This window comes from Actinoplanes sp. NPDC089786, from assembly GCF_040684855.1.
Classification (GTDB): domain Bacteria; phylum Actinomycetota; class Actinomycetes; order Mycobacteriales; family Micromonosporaceae; genus Actinoplanes.
Genome location: NZ_JBFBGU010000022.1, coordinates 16,726 through 32,852, shown reverse-complemented (window position 1 = coordinate 32,852; position 16,127 = coordinate 16,726). Strand labels below are relative to the sequence as shown.

The window sequence follows — 16,127 nt, the reverse complement described above, 5'->3', positions numbered from 1 at the left end:
TGAGCTCGGCTGCCCGGGGCTCAGGCCACCGTGGTCGAGCTCGACGGCCGATCGCCGGTTCTGCTGATCGAGGTTCCGTCGCCCGACCTGCTGGACCGGCGCGCCACCCGGTAACGTCCCTGACCTGCGCCGCCGCGGACGCCGTTCGGTTCGCCGCGGTGCTCGACGACGTACCGGGCCGGGACGGGTGAGCCATGACGAGCACGTTCGACTTCTTCGAGCACGACGCGCTGCCCGCGCCCGACCTGCCGGTGGATGAGGCGCGCTCGCTGGTGGCCCACCGGTGGGGGATCGAGGGTACGGTCACCGCGCTCGGCAGCCAGCAGGACGCGAACTTCCGGGTCGGCGGACCGGCCGGCGCGTACGTCCTGAAGATCGCCAACCCGGCCTTCACCGAGGCCGATGCCGCGGCCCAGGAGAGCGTCGCGGCGCACCTCGCGGACTGTGAACCCGGCTTGCTGGTGCCCTCCTCGCGGCCGGGTCTCGATGGCCGGGCGCTGCAGATGGTGACGGTCGGTGGCCGACCGGCCGTGGCCCGGCTGATGAGCTTCCTCGACGGGGGAGTGCTCAGCGAGAGCCGTTACCTGGCGCCGGCCGTCGTCTCCTCGTTGGGTGATCTGGCCGGTCGGGTGTCCCGGGCGCTGTCCACATTCGACGGCGAGGTGCCGGTTCGGGCCCTGCAATGGGATCTGCGCCATGCCGCCGGCGTGGTGACCAAGCTGGCCGGCCACGTCGCCGTGCCGGGCGGCGCCGACCTGGTGCGTGCCGCCGCGTCGCGGGCCGGCCGGGTGCTCGACCCGTACCGGGAAAGGCTTCCGGTGCAGGCGATCCACGGCGACCTCACCGACGACAACGTGATCGCCGCCGCGGATCGGGCCGGACGGCGGCATCCGGCCGGTGTCATCGACTTCGGCGACCTGACCCGGAGCTGGGCGATCGCCGAGCTGGCCGTGACCCTCTCCTGCCTGCTCTCCTACGACGCGCCGGATCTGAGCGTGGTCGTCCCGGCCGTCCGCGCGTACGACCGGATCCGGCCGATCTCCGACGACGAGCTGGCCGCGCTGTGGCCGCTGGTGGTGCTGCGGGCCGCGTCGCTCGTGGTCAGCGGGCAGCACCAGGCGCACATCGACCGGGACAACGCCTACGCGACCGGGAACCTGGACCGCGAGTGGCGCATCTTCGAGCGGGCGGTCTCGGCGCCGATCGAGGTGATGACCGCCCTGATCCGCGGTGCGCTGCGCCCCGGTGAGTCGCCGGCGCCGATCGCCGGTGACCGCATCGTCGGCGGGGGTGCGCCCCTCGACCTCTCCACGACCAGTCCCGCACTGCACGGCGGTGCTTTCCTCTCGTACACACCGCCCGACGGGTTTGTGCCCTACCTCCAGCCGCGTTTGACCAGGACGGTCCTCAACGCCGCCACCACGCCCGCGACGGTCGGGCTGGGCGTCGAAGTCGTTGCGCGGGAGAGCCTGCATGCCCCCTGGGCGGGCGTCGCCGAGCGACACGATGACGCCGTCGCGATCCGCGCTACGGATCGCCCGACGTTGTGGCTCAGCGGGGCGGATCTCGCTGATGGCGCGCCGGTTTCTCCGGGGCAGCCGATCGGGCGTGGTCCCGCCAGGATCCAGCTCTGTTCGCTGGCCGAGCGGCCGCCGTTCTTCGTGACCGCCGCGATGGCGCGGGCGTGGGCGGCCGTCTGCCCTGATCCGACGCCGCTGATCGGTTCGGCCGGCGGAGTTCCGCCATCGGACGGCGCTCTTCTGGACCGGCGGGACGCGGCCTTCGCCACGGTTCAGGAGCACTACTTCGAGGCGCCGCCACAGATCGAGCGCGGCTGGCGGCACCACCTGTTCGACATGGACGGCCGGTCGTACCTGGACATGCTCAACAACGTGGCGATCCTCGGCCACGGGCACCCGCGGCTGGCCGAGGCGATCGAGCAGCAGTGGCGGCTGCTCAACACCAACTCACGGTTCCACTACCGGGCCGTGGTCGAGTTCGCCGAGCGGCTGGCCGCGCTCTGCCCCGATCCGCTGGACACCGTGTTCCTGGTCAACAGCGGCACCGAGGCGGTCGACCTGGCCCTGCGGTTGGCCTGGGCGAACACCGGACGGCAGGACGTGGTCGCGGTGCGCGAGGCCTACCACGGCTGGTCCTACGCCACCGACGCGATCTCCACCTCGGTGGCCGACAACCCTGGCGCGCTCGGCAGCCGCCCGCCCTGGGTCCACACGGTCGCCGCGCCCAACTCGTTCCGCGGCGAACACCGCGGAGATCGGGCCTTCCGGTACGCGGAAGACGCCGTCGCGTACGTCGAGAGGATGGTCGCGGACGGCCGGCCGCCGGCGGCGTTCCTGGCCGAGCCGTTCTACGGCAACGCCGGGGGAGTGCCGTTGCCGGACGGCTACCTGGCCCGGGTGTACGCCGCGACCCGGGCGGCCGGCGGCCTGTGTGTGGCCGACGAGGTCCAGGCCGGGTACGGCCGGCTCGGCGCCCACTTCTGGGGCTTCGAGCAGCAGGGCGTCGTGCCCGACATCGTGACCGTGGCCAAGGCGATGGGCAACGGGCACCCGCTGGGCGCGGTCATCACCACCAGGGCCATCGCCGACGGCTTCCGCGGCCAGGGCTACTTCTTCTCGTCCGCCGGCGGCAGCCCGGTCAGCAGCGTCGTCGGCCTGACCGTGCTCGACGCACTGCGCGACGAGGGCCTGCAGGAGAACGCCCGCGAGGTCGGCGAGCACCTGCGGCAGCGGCTGCTCGCGCTGGCCGGCCGGCACGAGATCATCGGCGCGGTGCACGGGATGGGGCTCTACCTCGGCGTCGAGCTGGTCCGCGACCGCGGGACCCTGGAACCGGCGCCGGAGGAGACCGCCGCCATCTGTGAACGCCTGCGCGAACTCGGCGTCATCATGCAGCCGACCTCGGACCGGATGTGCGTGCTGAAGATCAAGCCGCCCCTGGGCATCGGGCGGGCCGAGGCCGACTTCTTCGCCGACACCCTCGGCCGCGTCCTCAGCGAGGGCTGGTGAGTATTGCCCTCCCGCCGTACGCGGCACTACTGAGGGTGGCGGCGCCGGGCCGGTAGGAGCAGGGCGATCAGCCCGCCGGCCAGATAGACCGGGCCGAGCGCGGCGAGCGCCGAGGTGAGGTACTGGCCGGCCGCCGCGCCGGGGTGGCCCCAGTCCTGGGCCCAGCGCAGCCAGATCGCCGCGCCGATCAGGAGGGTGGCGGCCGGGGCGAGGGCCATCGCCGGGACCAGCCCGGCCGCGCCGCGGCGGGCGAGCAGGACGGCCACGACCGCGCCGCCGGCCGCCATCATCGCCCACAGGTCGCGGTGCAGGACGGTCGCCTGGTCGGCGGGGCTGGTGACGACCAGCCACCGGACGGCCAGCGCGGCGGCCGCGGGCACGAGGACCAGCAGGGCGGCCCGGGAGCGGCCGGGCCGATCGGCGGTCCAGCGGAACGCGAGCACCCCCAACACCACCACCGTCAGCGCGCCGGGCCGGCTCATGGCGTAGTAGCCCAGGGTGTCCCGCACCCCGGCCGCCCAGCCACCGGACGCGGGCACCAGCGAGAAGATGTCGCAGCTGATCCAGAGGGCGCCGGTGAACAGCAGCGTGTTCAGGACCGCGATCGCCGCCCAGGTCGGGCCGGCCACGGGAGCGCCGGCCGTGCGCCGGGCCCAGGCGCGGGCCAGCAGGCCGGCCACGGTGGCGGCCGCGCCGATCGCCGGCGGCAGCATGGCCAGCATCCGGGCGCTGTCGAACACGCCCTGCCCGACCGCCGGCGTCCCGGCGACGTGGGCCAGCAGGCCGGCGGCGGTCGCGGCGGCCAGGGCCACCGAGGTGGCGCGCAGCCGCATCGGCCGGCCGGTGCGCTCGGCGACCAGGGCGGCCCGCCACAACGCGGTGCCCCAGGCCAGCGCGAACAGGATGCCCGCGACCAGGCCGGTCAGGTGGGTGGATTGGGAGAGCACGCCGTTGTCGGGGTTCACCGGCAGGGCGAGATGCAGGACCGGCGTCATCATCGCGATCAGCAGGCCGGCCGCCGCGGCGTCCAGGGGACGCAGTTCCATGGTGCGATGCGGGTCGTCGAGGGCCTGGAGGCGGCGCCGGGGCGAGGGGTGGATCGCCTGGAGGCGGCGCCACCACGAGGGCCGCGGCGCCGGCGCGTCGCCCAGCAGGCCCCGCAGCCCGGCCTCGTCACCCGCGGCGGCGGCCAGGTCGGCCTCGTGCTCCCGGGACCGGAGCACAGCCGCCGCCACGGTGGCCGCCACGAGCAGCAGGAGCAGGCTGCGCAGCGTGTAGTTCAGGTAGAAGGCGCGGGCGAACATGCTACGCAGCGCGCCCAGCGGGTCGTCGGCCAGCTCGGCCCGATAGGTCAGCAGGATTGGGAGGTTGATCAGCAGCAGGGGTGTGAGCAGGGCCGGGATCAGCGCCCACCACATGCCGCGGGTGAGCCACACCAGCGTGACGTCGCCGGCGCGGACGTGGGCGGCCTCGTGCCGGAGGACCGCGTCGATCTGCCCGGGCGGCAGGCGGCGCAGGCCCCGCGGAAGGATGATCCGGGTGCCGCGGAGCGTGCGTACGGTGAACGCCTCCTGCAACTGCCCGCCGCCGAAGAACACCGCGGGCGGGCGTGGCAGCCGGAGGCGCCGGGCCGCCTCGGCGAACCGGCCGGCGATCTCGGCCTCGGCCGGGCGTAACGGTCCGGCCCGCCGCAGCAGCCGGTACGGCAGGAGCACCATCAGCATCGCCCCCAGCAGCAGCACGGCCAGCGCCCCGGCGAAGGTGTACCCGGCCCGGTCCTGCTCCACCGCGCTCACGCACCGCAGGTAGATCGCGCTGGTGGCGACGTCGGGCACCGCGTCGAGCGGGCGTCCGGCGGCGCACCCCTTGACCACCTTCAGCCACCGCGGACCCTGGAGCGCGTTGAACGTGGTCTGCCCGGCGAACAGGCCGGCCGCGGCCAGCAGCAGCAGGATCGCGCCGTACCGGGCCACGCCGGGTGACGGGAGCCGGGGCGCGGCCATCGTCATCAGGCGGGCCGGTCCCGGCGTCGCATCGCGGCCACGATCTGCGTCGCGGTCGCCTCGGCCAGCTCGGGCCGCATGCCGCGCTCGACCAGCAGCGTGACCCAGAGCGAGGTGAGCTCGTCCCAGACGGCCTCGGGGTCCGTGCCGACCGTGTTCGCGGCTGCGCCGCGGCCGAACACCTTCGCGATCTTCTCGTACGCCGCGGCGCTCAGCCGTGACATGGCCCCCTCGACCAGGTTCGTGGCGGCCGCGGCGGCCACGAACGACAGGGCCGAGACCAGCAGGGGCGTGGCCGCGGCGAGGTCGATGCCGGTGCCGACCGGCGCCCGCAGCCGCCGGAGGTCGGTGCCGCCGGTCGCCAGCTCTCGTGGCAGCAGGTCGAGTTCGTCCGGGTAGGCCGCGGTCACCACCTCGGTGGCGATCGTGGCCACCATGGGGTCGGTGCGGGTGGTGGTCGCGCGGCGTAGTCCGAACAAGCTGTCCTCCGGTGGCTGGTCGGGCCGGCCGAAACTGTCACAGCGACGGGCTTGATCGCAGATTCGTGAAACCCGCCAGGCCCGACAATCCGCCGCTATCCGGACCGGGCTTCAGTCGATCGGGTTCGCCGGTTCCGGTGCGTTCGCCCAGCCGGTGGCGATCAGGGCCAGCGCGGCGGCATAGGTGGACATCACCAGCACGTCGTGCGCCGGCAGCGGGAAGCCGGCCGACCGCAGGCCGATCAGCAGGTCGGAGACGACGAAGAGGACCGCCCCGGCCCCGACGCGACGACCGTGGCCGGTGGCCGCGGCGGCCATCGCGACCAGGGCCAGGCTGTAGAGGAGGATCGGGACACGCAGCCCGCCCAGGTGGTTCCACAGCAGCGCGTTGGCGGTCAGCCAGAACAGTCCGCCGATCACGAACGTGGGCCACCGCGGCCGCGACCGGCGGAGGAAGGCCACCAGCAGGCAGATCTGCGTACCCAGAAAAAACACCATGCCGACCAGGAACCAGGTCTGGCCCCGGGCCAGCAGGACCACGTCGCCGGCGCAGGCGAGGACCAGCGCGACGGTCACCAGGTCGCGTCGCCCGGCCCGGAGCAGATAGCCGATCAGGGACAGCGCGAGCAACGGCTTGGCGATCCACTGGAGCACGGTGAGATCCGCCGCCACCGCGACCAGTTCGGCCGCCGCGGCGACGAGGAAGAGTCCGAGCATCTCGCCCACGAACCTACTCTGATGAGCAACGGCTACGACCCGTTCTCGTGCGGCCCGGCCGGGGTGAAATCGGGTTGACCGGCGTGATGGAGTGGCGGCGTGGTCACCCTCTCCGCAGGACTCACCCCGACGGCCCTCAGCGCCATCGAAGATCTGGAACACCGTGTGGTCGAGGCCGACGGCGGGCGGCTGAAACTGGAGTGGAACGCGTTGCGCCGCCGGTCCGGGAAGGACATCGAGGACGTCCTGTGGTGGGACGGCGAGCGGCTGCTGGGCTTCCTGGGGATCTACCGTCACGGTGCGCCCGACCTCGAGCTGGCCGGCATGGTCGACCCGGCCGCGCGCCGGCGCGGCATCGGCGCGGCGCTGCTGGACGCCGGGTTAGGTCAATGCCGGCAGCGCGAGCACGACGCCATCCTGCTGGTCGTGCCCCGGCACTCGGTTGCCGGACGCTCCCTGGCGCAGCGGAGGCACGGCCGCCTCGAGCACTCCGAGCATGCGCTCCAGTTGCTCGGCGCGCCGGTCGAGGTGCCCGCCGATCCCCGGCTCACCGTCCGCGCCGCCGCTGCCGCCGACCAGCCGGCGGTGCGGGAACTCCTGCGTCTGGGATTCGGCTGGGAGCCTCCCGAGGTCGCCGGCCCGGACCCGGACGCGTTCGTGGTCGAACGAGCCGGCCGGCTGATCGGGACCGCCCGGTTGATCCGCGAAGGCGACCGGGCCGGTGTCTACGGCTTCGTCATCCACCCGGACCACCAGGGACAGGGTTACGGGCGTGACGTGCTGCACCGCTTGTGCCGCACGGCCCTCGGGGACGGCGCCACCGCCGTACACCTGGAGGTGGCCACTGGCAACGACCGGGCCCTGCGTCTCTACACCTCCCTCGGCTTCCGGCCGGTGATCACCGAGGACTACTACGCGCTGCCTGGCGGTCCTGCTCCAGGCTGAGCACGAGCTTGCCGCGCCGGGAGCCACGCTCGATCGCCCGGTGGGCGTCGGCCGCCTTCTCGACCGGGAAGACGGCCTCGACCGGCACGGCGAACCGGCCCTGGGTGAACAGCTCGGCCGCGGCGCTCAGGCCGTGCCGGCCGTCGGGCTCGCCGGCCAGCCGGCCCATGGACAGCCGCACGCCGTGCTCCCGGGCGGTGAAGTCGGCCAGGGTCAGCACCGCCGCCGGGTCGCCGGTCAGCGCGATCAGGTCGGGCAGGGATCCGGCGCCGGCGACATCCAGGGCCCGATCCACCGTCCGGGCGGCCACCCGGCCGGCCAGTCCGGGTCCGTAGGCGACCGGCGTGGCGCCGAGCCCGGTGAGGAAGTCGTGGTTGCCGGCCCGGGCGGTGCCGATGACGCGGACCTCGCGGGCCGCGGCCAGTTGCACCGCCATGCTGCCCACCCCGCCGGCCGCGCCGTCGACCAGGAGGGTCATCCCCGGCCGCAGGTCGAGCCGGTCGAGGGCCCGGGTGGCCGTCTCGACGCTGGTGCCCGCCGCGCCGGCCTGGGTCCACGGCATGGCGGCGGGCTTGGGGGCCCACATCTGAAGCACGGCGTACTCGGCGCCGGCGCCGCCGAGTGTCGCCACGTCCACCAGGCCGAACACGTCGTCGCCGACGGCCACACCGGCCACGCCGTCGCCGATCGCGTCGACCACGCCGGCCGCGTCGACGCCCGGGATGTGCGGCAGGGTCAGCCGGGCGCTCATCGGCGTGCTTCCGGACCGGAGGCCGGCGTCGACCGGGGACACCCCGGCGGCCCGCACGCGGACCCGAATCTCACCGGCGCGCGGCTCGGGCACGTCGGCCGTACCCAGGTGAAGCACTTCCGGACCACCGAACCGGTCGAACTGCACGGCGAACATCAACGGCTCCTCTGCCTCGGCAACGTGATCTCTGCCGGGTCGAAGGCCCGGACGGGAGCCGCTGTTCCGCGATCGGGCGAAGTGGGAAGACCTCGGCGGCAGGTGTCTCAGAAGCCCGCATCTATGAGACAGCTTGACGCATAGTTCGGCATGGGGCATCCTCGAACTGTGAGACAGAATGTATCGCAGAAGATGACGGTGGCCGTGCTCGGCGCCTCGGGCGCGACCGGACGGCAGGTGGTGTCGACGGCGCGCCGGCGCGGGCACAAGGTGATCGCCCTGGTGCGCCGGCCAGGCACGTTCGAAACCGGTGAAGCGCTCTGGCCCGACGTCACCGACGCTTCGGCTCTCGCCGGCGCCCTGGCCGGCGCCGACGTGGTGATCAGCGCCCTGGGTGGCGCGGGCAAGGGGCCGACGACGGTGTGCACCGACGGCATCCGTTCGGCGGTGACGGCGATGCGGTCGGCCGGGGTGACGCGCCTGATCGCCGTCAGCGCGCACGGCGTGCTGGAGACGCACGACAAGTCGCTGTACTCGCGTGCGGTGTGGGCCGGGGTGGCCGACCGGATGCGCGACAAGGAGACGATGGAGCCGCTGATCACCGCCTCCGGTCTGGAGTGGACGATCGTGCGGCCGCCCGCGCTGTCCGACCACGACGGAGCCGGCGACCACCGGACCGGCGTCGATCTGCCCATTCGGCTGTGGAGTTCGATCGGCCGGGCCGGGCTCGCCGCGTTCCTGATGGACGAGGCCGAGAGCCCGCGGTACGTGCGCGCCTGTCCCCGGATCACCCGATGAGCGTTGCGGTGGTCACCGGCGCGACCGGTGGCATGGGCCGGGTCATCGCCGAGCGTCTCGCGCAGGCCGGCGTCCACGTGGTCGCGATCGTCCGTGACCCCGCGCGCGCCGAGGCTCTGCGCGCCCAGCACGGGGTCGACGTCGTCACCGCGGATCTCTCCCGCCGGGCCGACGTCCGCAGCGCGGCCGAGCTCATCGCCGGCCGCCACGAGCAGATCAACCTCCTGGTCAACAACGCCGGCGCCCACTTCGGCGAGCACCGCGTCTCGCCCGACGGCATCGAGATGCACATCGCCCTCGACTACCTCGCGGCGTACGGCCTCATGACCTTGCTGGCCGAACCCCTGCGGCGCGGCCGGGCCCGGGTGGTGAACGTGGCCAGCGACACCCTGAACGACACCCGCCAGGTCAAGCTGGCCGGCCGGCCCCGCCCGGCCACCCTCGACCTGACCGGCGTCGGCGACCTGGCCGAGCTGAACCCGGCCCGGGGGTTCGTGCCCTTCGAGGCCTACGCCCGCGCGAAGCTCATGACCGTCACCGCCGGCTTCGCCCTCGCCCGGCAGCTCGCGCCCGACTCGGTGACGGTGAACGCCCTGCACCCCGGCATCGTCGCCACCGACATCATCGACGACCTGGTGCCGACCGGCCTGCGCCCGTTCCGCTCCCTGATCCGCCGCGGCCTGCTCAGCCCGGCCGACGGGGCGAGCACCGCGCTGCGCCTCGCGACCGACCCGGGCCTGGCCGACACCACCGGCCGCTACTTCAACCGCGACCACGAGGCGACCACCCCGCCGGTCACCCACGACCCCGCCACCCAGCGGAAACTCCTGGCCCTGAGCGAGGCCCACTTCGCCAGGTAGGGGGTTAATCTGCCTTGTGCGCCGAGTCCGTCCAGAGTGGTATGCGGCGGTCGCGCTGCTGGTGCTGCTGGTGCTGACCAGCTCGCGGTACGGCTGGCATCGCGACGAGCTGTACTTCGTCGTGGCCGGGCGGCATCCGGCGTGGGGCTACCCCGACCAGCCGGTGCTGACCCCGCTGCTGTCGGCCGGGCTGTACCGGCTCGGCGGCGGTTCGCTGGTCGTCCTGCGGACGGCGGCGGCGCTCGCCTCGGCCGTGACCGTGGTGCTGACCGGCGTGATCGCGGGGCTGCTCGGCGGGTCGGAGCGGGCGCGGCTGCTGGCGTCGGTGATGTGGGCGGTCGGGGTGGCCGCCCTGGTCACCGGCCATCTGGTCAGCACGGCCACGTTCGACGTGATGTTCACCGCCGGCGTGATCGCCTGCCTGCTGAAGGCGCTGACCTCCGGGCGGCCGGGCTGGCTGATCGCGGCCGGCGCGGTGCTGGGCGCCGGCTTGCTGAACAAGCTGGTGGTCGGGTTCGTGGCCGCGCTGATCTGTGCGGCGGTGCTGGTCCTGGGGCCGCGACGGCCGCTGCTCCGATGGCCGGCCCTGGCCGGTGGCCTGCTCGCGGTGCTGGGCGCTCTGCCGTACCTGATCTGGCAGACCGCACACGGCTGGCCCCAGTCGGCGGTCGCGGCGTCCATCGCCGGCGAGGACAACCGGATCGCGGTGATCCCGATCCAGCTCGTGCTGGTGTCGATCTTCCTGGCGCCGTTCCTGGGCGCCGGCCTGGTGCGCCTGCTGCGGCGCGGCGCCGGGCCGGGGCGTGCCTTCGGGTACGCGTACACGGCGCTGATCGTGCTGTTGCTCCTGGCCGGCGGCAAGGGGTACTACGCGGCCGGGCTGATGCCGGTGATCGTCGCCTCGGCCGGGATCGCGACCGACGGCTGGCTCGCCCGCGGCCGGCGGCGGCTCCGGACCGCGCTGGTGGGCGTCGCGGTCGCGGTGTCGCTGGTGCTCAACGCCATCAACGGGCTCGCCGTGACCCCGGCCGCGGACCTGCAAGCGAGTGGCATCAACGAGCTCAACCAGGAGGCGGGGGAGCAGGTCGGCTGGCCGGAGTTCCGCCAGGCCGTCCGGGCGGCGGCTCGGACGCTGCCGCCGGATCAGCGGGCCCGCGCGGTGGTGTTCGCGTCCAACTACGCCGAGGCCGCCGCGGTCGAGCTGGGCCGCGGCCTGCCGCCGGCCTACAGCGGCCACAACGGGTACGCGTTCTGGCCACCGCCCGCGTCGGCGACCGGCCCGGTCATCCTGCTCGGCTTCACCCCGGGCGATCGCGCCAGCCGGCTCTTCCCGGGGTGCCGGACGGCCGGTCGGGTCGACAACGGGTACGGGCTGGACAACGACGAGCAGGGCGCGTTCCTGCAGGTGTGCGACGGCCCGGCGGGCGGCTGGCCCGCCGTCTGGCCGTCGCTCATCCACTACGACTAGCCCGGGTTTTGAAACACGGCCTAGGTGTCAGCTGAAGAGGGCGCCGGGGATGTCGGCGTAGAAGTCGGCGGGATCGCGGGAGAGCGAGGCCTTGACGTTGGCGGTGGGACGGTCGGCGATCACCTCGATCTGGCCCGCTTCCAGGCCGTCCAGGGCGGTGGCGACGACCTCGTGGGGCGGGAGCTTGGCGATGTCGACCGCGGCCATCATGTCGGTGTCGGCGATGGCCAGGGCCAGGGCGGTGACCTGGGTCTTCTGGTCGGCCAGCTCGAGCCGGACGCCGTTGGTGAGCGACCACTCCGCGGCCTTGGAGGCGGCGTAGCCGTTGCTGGAGGGCGCGAAGGCGTACCAGCTCAGCGCCGAGATGACGTTGAGGATGGCGCCACCGGCGAGTCGGGGGGCGAAGGCGCGGGTGACGTTGAGGGTGCCCCAGAAGTTGGTGTCGAACTCGCGGCGGATGTTGTCCGTGGAGGGCCCGAGCAGGGGCGCGTCGGTGGAGATGCCGGCGTTGTTGATGAGGAGATCGAGGTCGCCCACCTCGGCGGCCGCGGCGTCGATGGACGCCGGGTCGGTGATGTCCAGCCGGAGCGGAACGACGCCGGGGATGTTGATGCTCTCGGGGCGGCGGGCGGTGGCGTAGACGGTGGTGGCGCCGCGGGCGACAAGAGCCTCGGCGAAGGCCTTGCCGAGCCCGCGGTTGGCGCCGGTTACGAGGGCTTTGGAGCCGTTGATCTGCATGCCACCAGGCTAAAACCTCACATTGACGTCAGAGGCAAGTAATGCGAGGCGGGTCACTATGAACCGATCTTGTCCAGCTCGGCCAGGTCGTCGGCGGAGAGGGTGAGCCCGGCGCCGGCGACGTTCTCGCGCAGGTGGGCCACGGACGACGTGCCCGGGATCAGCAGGATGTTCGGTGACCGTCGCAGCAGCCAGGCCAGGGCCACCGACATCGGGGTCGCCCCCAGCCGGTCGGCCACGGCCGTGAGGGCCGCCGACTGGAGCGGGCTGAATCCGCCGAGCGGGAAGAACGGCACGTACGCGATGCCCTCGGCGGCGAGCCCGTCGATCAGGTCGTCGTCCTGGCGGTGGGCCAGGTTGTACATGTTCTGCACGCACACGATGGGCGCGATCGCCTTGGCCTCGGCGACCTGCTCGGGCGTCGCGTTGCTCACCCCGAGGTGCCGGATCAGGCCCTCCCGCCGCAGGTCGGCCAGGGTCTCGAACGCCTCGGCGAGCGAGCCGGGCTGCGGCCCCTCAGCGTTGCCGAGCCGCAGGTTGACCAGGTCGAGCCCGTCGAGGCCGAGCGTCTCGAGGTTGTCGTGGACGGCCCGGCGCAGGCTCGCCGGGTCGCGGGCCGGGGGCCAGCCGCCCTGCTCGTCGCGGGTCGCGCCGACCTTCGTCACGATGTGCAGCGACCCGGGGTACGGGTGCAGGGCCTCGCGGATGAGCCGGTTGGTGACGTGTGGCCCGTACGCGTCGGCGGTGTCGATGTGGGTGATGCCGAGCTCGACCGCGGCGCGGAGCACGGCCAGCGCGCCGTCGTGGTCGGCCGGCGGTCCCATGACCCAGGGGCCGGCGAGCTGCATGGCGCCGTAGCCGAACCGGGTGACGGTCAGGTCGCCCAGCGTCCAGGTGCCGCCGGGAAGAGAAGTGGAGGTCATGGACTCCACTCTGATGGGGTAACTTTCTTTTGGGAAGTAGGCACCTGAAGGTGCGTAACGCACCAGACCCGGGAGAGTGGCGATGGCGACAGCAGCCCAGAAGCGGGCGCGGGCGAAGGCCGACTACGACGCCTTCCTGGCCGTGTGCCCGAGCCGCAAACTGCTCGAACGGATCTCCGGCAAGTGGGTCACGCTGATCCTGGCCGCCCTGGGCAGCGGTCCCGACTGCGCCGGCGAGCCGCGCCCGATGCGCTACTCCGAGCTGTCCCGGCTGCTGGCCGGGGTGAGCCAGAAGATGCTGACCCAGACGCTGCGCGCCCTGGAACAGGACGGGCTGGTCCTCCGTACGGTGGTGCCGACCGTGCCGGTCACGGTCTCCTACGAGCTGACCGACCTCGGCCTCTCCCTGTTTGAGCTGACCCGCGGCCTCAAGTCCTGGGCCGAGAACCACATGGACGCCGTGCTCGCCCACCCAGGCGTTCCGGACCGGCCCACTGCCGGCGAGACGAGGCGGTGACCGGCCGCTCTCGTTGCGCCTCAGGCGCATCATCGGGTGATGAAATACTTCCGGGACGTCTCCTGCGCCTACCGGGACCTCGATGCCGGCCGCCGGTTCTTCACCGAGGCCCTCGGCTTCGTCGAGCGGTCGGTGCAGCCCGACCGGGTCGAGCTCGTCTTCGAGACCTCCGACCGGCTCATCGCCACCCGGGCCGAGCCGGGCCGGGTGGAGCCCCCGTCAGAGCACTACCAGGGCCGGTTCCTGATGGGCGCCAACTCGGATGCGATGGACCGGCTGGTCGACCGGGCGAGGGCGGCCGGCGCCGAGGTCGTCGACGTCGAGGTGGGCAGCTACGACGACGGGGACGAGTTCAACGGCGTCTACACCTTCACGGTGGTGGATCCGGAAGGTCACCGCTGGCGCTTCGACGGGGGCGTCGCCCTGAGCGGCTGACGGCCGCGTAGGCGGCCGTGTCGCCATGATTCCCATCCGCCTTTCATCGGACCGCGCGCCGGACGGCCCCGCCTCGGGGGATGCGAGCCGTGACCGGGACGGCACCACATGTCACCTCCAGCCGCGCCACCGCGGCACGGCATCCCGGCGTGAGCCGTGAAAAGTCACCCGTCCGGTGGCCCAGGTGGGCGGTTACGCTGGTAGGTGATCGCGACGGCCGATGAGTGGGGATGCAATGAGCGCGTGGCCGTCGGCGGAGCTCGTGGGTCTGCTGGAAGGCGATCCGCACGGATGTGCCCTGGCGACAGCGGTCCGCGGTCAGGACGGCGACATCATCGATTTCACCCTCACCTACCTGAACGAAGCCGGTAGCCGGTTCCTGCAACGACCCCGCGACGAGCTCATCGGCCGTACATATCGGGAGCTGTGGCCCGAGACCGTCACCGACGGGACGCTCCCGCTGTACCGGCAGGTGGTGCAGGAGCGGGTGCCGACAGTACGCACCGTCTACTACGACCGGGCGACCGTGGCCGGTCACTTCGAAATTCGGGTCATGCCGTTCGGCGACGGGTTCGTCGCCCGGTTCGTCGATCTTTCCAAGCTCACGATGGGATCCGAAAGCGAGGGCGGCGCCCGGCTCTACGACGCGCTCGATGCGGCCTTCGACGGGTTCGCGCTCCTGCGAGCCATCCGCGACGACGACGGTGTGATCGTCGACTTCACCCGCGAGTACGTCAATCAGGTCGGTGCGAAACTCGCCGGCCGTCCCGTCGAGGATCTCATCGGGAAGCGGATCGCCGCGCAGTCGTCCGGCGCCGCGGAGGTCGACCTGGTGCCACACCTGAGAACCGTTGCCGAGACCGGCGATACGTGGCATCACCAGGTGACCTCGTCGAGCACCGCGCAGGTGTGGGAACTCAAGGCGATCCGCGTCGACACCGGTTTCGTCGCCGTCTCCTATCGGGATGTCACCGAGCAGGTCGATCACCAGCGGCAACTCGAACACAGCGCCGCGCAGGCCCGCACTGCGGCGCAACGGACCACGGCGCTGCAGCGCGTCACCGCGGCGCTGGTCGCGGCCAACACCCCGGACGAGGTCTACCGGGCCATGGGCACCGTCCTCCGGCCCTCCGCCGGCGGGCACGGCCTCGCCGTCCTGCTCATCGAGCAGGGCCGGCTGGCGTTGCGGTACTCCGCCGGCTACGAGATCCACGTCGTCGACCAGCTCAGACAGGTGCCGATGGCGCACCCGTACCCCGCAGCCGGCGTAGCCCGCACCGGGCAACCCCGCTACCTCAGCTCCCCGCGGGAATTCGCCGCCGCCCAACCCGACCCCGCCGCAGCCATCTCCGGTGGCAACCGCAAAGCGTGGGCGTTCCTGCCGCTGACCACCGCTGGACAGGTCCTCGGCACGCTGGTGATCGGCTACCAGCGGCCCCGGAACTTCGACGACGACGAACGGGCCAACCTGACGGCCTTCAGCCGGCTGGCTGCCCAAGCACTCCAGCGTGCCCTGCTCTACCAAGCCCAGCTGTCCATCGCCGCGGACCTGCAACGCGCACTGCTGCCCGCCGCCCTGCCCAGCATCCCCGGCGCCCAGCACGCGGTCCGCTACCTACCCTGGACCCACGGTGCTGATGTCGGCGGCGACTGGTACGACGCCATCCACATCGACGCCGACCGGGCCGCCATCGTGATCGGTGACGTCGCCGGCCATAGCCCTCAAGCCGCGGCGACGATGGGGCAGCTGCGCAGCGCGTTACGCGCCTACGCCGCTGACGGCAGCCCACCCGCCGAGGTGATACGCCGTGCGAACGAGCACCTGCTGCGCTACGAACCGCAGGCCATGGCGACCTGCTGCTACCTCGAACTCCACCTGTCCCATGGCATCGCCACCGCGGTCCTCGCCGGCCATCCCCCGCCCGTCCTGCGGTCCGACGACCACACCGGGCCACTGCACGTGCGACCCGGACCACCGCTGGGCACCCGGCGGGCCACCTATCGCGACCAGATACTTCCGCTGCCACCGGGATGCAGCATCGTGCTGTACACCGACGGACTCATCGAGGACCGCCGCTACACCGTCGACCGCGGCCTGACCGAACTGTCCGAAGCGATCCGGTCCGGGCCCACGGACGACCCCGCAGATCTGGTCGAGCACATCCTGAACGCCAACGTCGGCCCCCACCCGCGCAGCGACGACGTCGCCATCCTCGCTCTCACCCTCCGCACGCCACCGCCACGCAACCCAGACCCGGACTGACGCCCAAGCCAACGGGTTTCTTCGCACGACGTCGCCTCAAAGGGG

The 16,127-nt window shown here is 72.8% G+C and carries 14 protein-coding genes; 8 read left to right on the top strand and 6 right to left on the bottom strand.

From position 1 onward, the window contains the following. The first annotated feature begins 194 nt into the window (after window positions 1-194). Window positions 195-3,029, top strand: coding sequence for an aminotransferase (locus AB0O15_RS38670; protein WP_364329859.1), 2,835 nt, complete (start codon window positions 195-197; stop codon window positions 3,027-3,029). Window positions 3,030-3,055: 26 nt separating this feature from the next. Here AB0O15_RS38670 and AB0O15_RS38665 read toward each other — a convergent pair whose 3' ends face one another. From AB0O15_RS38665 to AB0O15_RS38655, 3 genes are all read right to left on the bottom strand, one after another. After that, on the bottom strand, window positions 3,056-5,038 hold the full coding sequence (locus AB0O15_RS38665; protein ID WP_364329856.1) for a M48 family metalloprotease: 1,983 nt from the start codon (window positions 5,036-5,038) through the stop codon (window positions 3,056-3,058). Beyond that, window positions 5,038-5,511, bottom strand: a complete 474-nt coding sequence (locus tag AB0O15_RS38660) for a hypothetical protein (protein WP_364329853.1) — start codon at window positions 5,509-5,511, stop codon at window positions 5,038-5,040. The genes AB0O15_RS38665 and AB0O15_RS38660 overlap by 1 nt, the downstream gene beginning before the upstream one ends. A gap of 111 nt (window positions 5,512-5,622) precedes the next feature. Then, window positions 5,623-6,228 carry a lysoplasmalogenase gene (locus AB0O15_RS38655; RefSeq protein WP_364330128.1) on the bottom strand — a complete coding sequence of 202 codons (606 nt, stop codon included), beginning with the start codon at window positions 6,226-6,228 and terminating at the stop codon, window positions 5,623-5,625. A gap of 99 nt (window positions 6,229-6,327) precedes the next feature. On the opposite strand from AB0O15_RS38655, the gene AB0O15_RS38650 reads away from it, so the two are divergent. Further along, entirely contained in the window at window positions 6,328-7,173 is an 846-nt protein-coding gene (locus tag AB0O15_RS38650; protein ID WP_364329850.1) for a GNAT family N-acetyltransferase, read from the top strand. On the opposite strand, the gene AB0O15_RS38645 is transcribed toward AB0O15_RS38650, so the two are convergent. Continuing rightward, window positions 7,127-8,080, bottom strand: coding sequence for an NADP-dependent oxidoreductase (locus AB0O15_RS38645; protein WP_364329848.1), 954 nt, complete (start codon window positions 8,078-8,080; stop codon window positions 7,127-7,129). The genes AB0O15_RS38650 and AB0O15_RS38645 overlap by 47 nt on opposite strands. A 168-nt stretch (window positions 8,081-8,248) precedes the next feature. Here AB0O15_RS38645 and AB0O15_RS38640 point away from each other — a divergent pair, with 168 nt between their 5' ends. The 3 genes from AB0O15_RS38640 to AB0O15_RS38630 are packed head-to-tail and all read left to right on the top strand — an operon-like array spanning window position 8,249 to window position 11,206. Then, entirely contained in the window at window positions 8,249-8,878 is a 630-nt protein-coding gene (locus AB0O15_RS38640; protein ID WP_364329846.1) for an NAD(P)H-binding protein, read from the top strand. Continuing rightward, window positions 8,875-9,738: an SDR family NAD(P)-dependent oxidoreductase gene (locus tag AB0O15_RS38635; RefSeq protein WP_364329844.1), complete on the top strand. Its 864-nt coding sequence runs from the start codon at window positions 8,875-8,877 to the stop codon at window positions 9,736-9,738. Before AB0O15_RS38640 ends, AB0O15_RS38635 begins: the two co-directional genes overlap by 4 nt. Window positions 9,739-9,754: 16 nt before the next feature. After that, the gene (locus tag AB0O15_RS38630; protein WP_364329841.1) at window positions 9,755-11,206 is read left to right on the top strand and encodes a glycosyltransferase family 39 protein; all 1,452 of its coding nucleotides are present in this window, start codon (window positions 9,755-9,757) and stop codon (window positions 11,204-11,206) included. 27 nt (window positions 11,207-11,233) lie between these two features. On the opposite strand, the gene AB0O15_RS38625 is transcribed toward AB0O15_RS38630, so the two are convergent. Both AB0O15_RS38625 and AB0O15_RS38620 read right to left on the bottom strand, forming a co-directional pair. Further along, entirely contained in the window at window positions 11,234-11,944 is a 711-nt protein-coding gene (locus AB0O15_RS38625; protein ID WP_364329838.1) for an SDR family oxidoreductase, read from the bottom strand. A gap of 56 nt (window positions 11,945-12,000) precedes the next feature. Beyond that, window positions 12,001-12,867: an aldo/keto reductase family oxidoreductase gene (locus AB0O15_RS38620; RefSeq protein WP_364329835.1), complete on the bottom strand. Its 867-nt coding sequence runs from the start codon at window positions 12,865-12,867 to the stop codon at window positions 12,001-12,003. Window positions 12,868-12,943: 76 nt separating this feature from the next. Between AB0O15_RS38620 and AB0O15_RS38615 the strand changes: the two genes are divergently transcribed. The 3 genes from AB0O15_RS38615 (at window position 12,944) to AB0O15_RS38605 (ending at window position 16,082) form a co-directional block, all read left to right on the top strand. Next, window positions 12,944-13,384 (top strand): helix-turn-helix domain-containing protein, encoded by a 441-nt coding sequence (locus AB0O15_RS38615; RefSeq protein ID WP_364329832.1) that lies wholly within the window; start codon window positions 12,944-12,946, stop codon window positions 13,382-13,384. A gap of 39 nt (window positions 13,385-13,423) precedes the next feature. Continuing rightward, on the top strand, window positions 13,424-13,819 hold the full coding sequence (locus AB0O15_RS38610; RefSeq protein ID WP_364329830.1) for a VOC family protein: 396 nt from the start codon (window positions 13,424-13,426) through the stop codon (window positions 13,817-13,819). A gap of 235 nt (window positions 13,820-14,054) precedes the next feature. Further along, window positions 14,055-16,082, top strand: a complete 2,028-nt coding sequence (locus AB0O15_RS38605) for a SpoIIE family protein phosphatase (protein WP_364329827.1) — start codon at window positions 14,055-14,057, stop codon at window positions 16,080-16,082. Window positions 16,083-16,127: the final 45 nt, after the last annotated feature.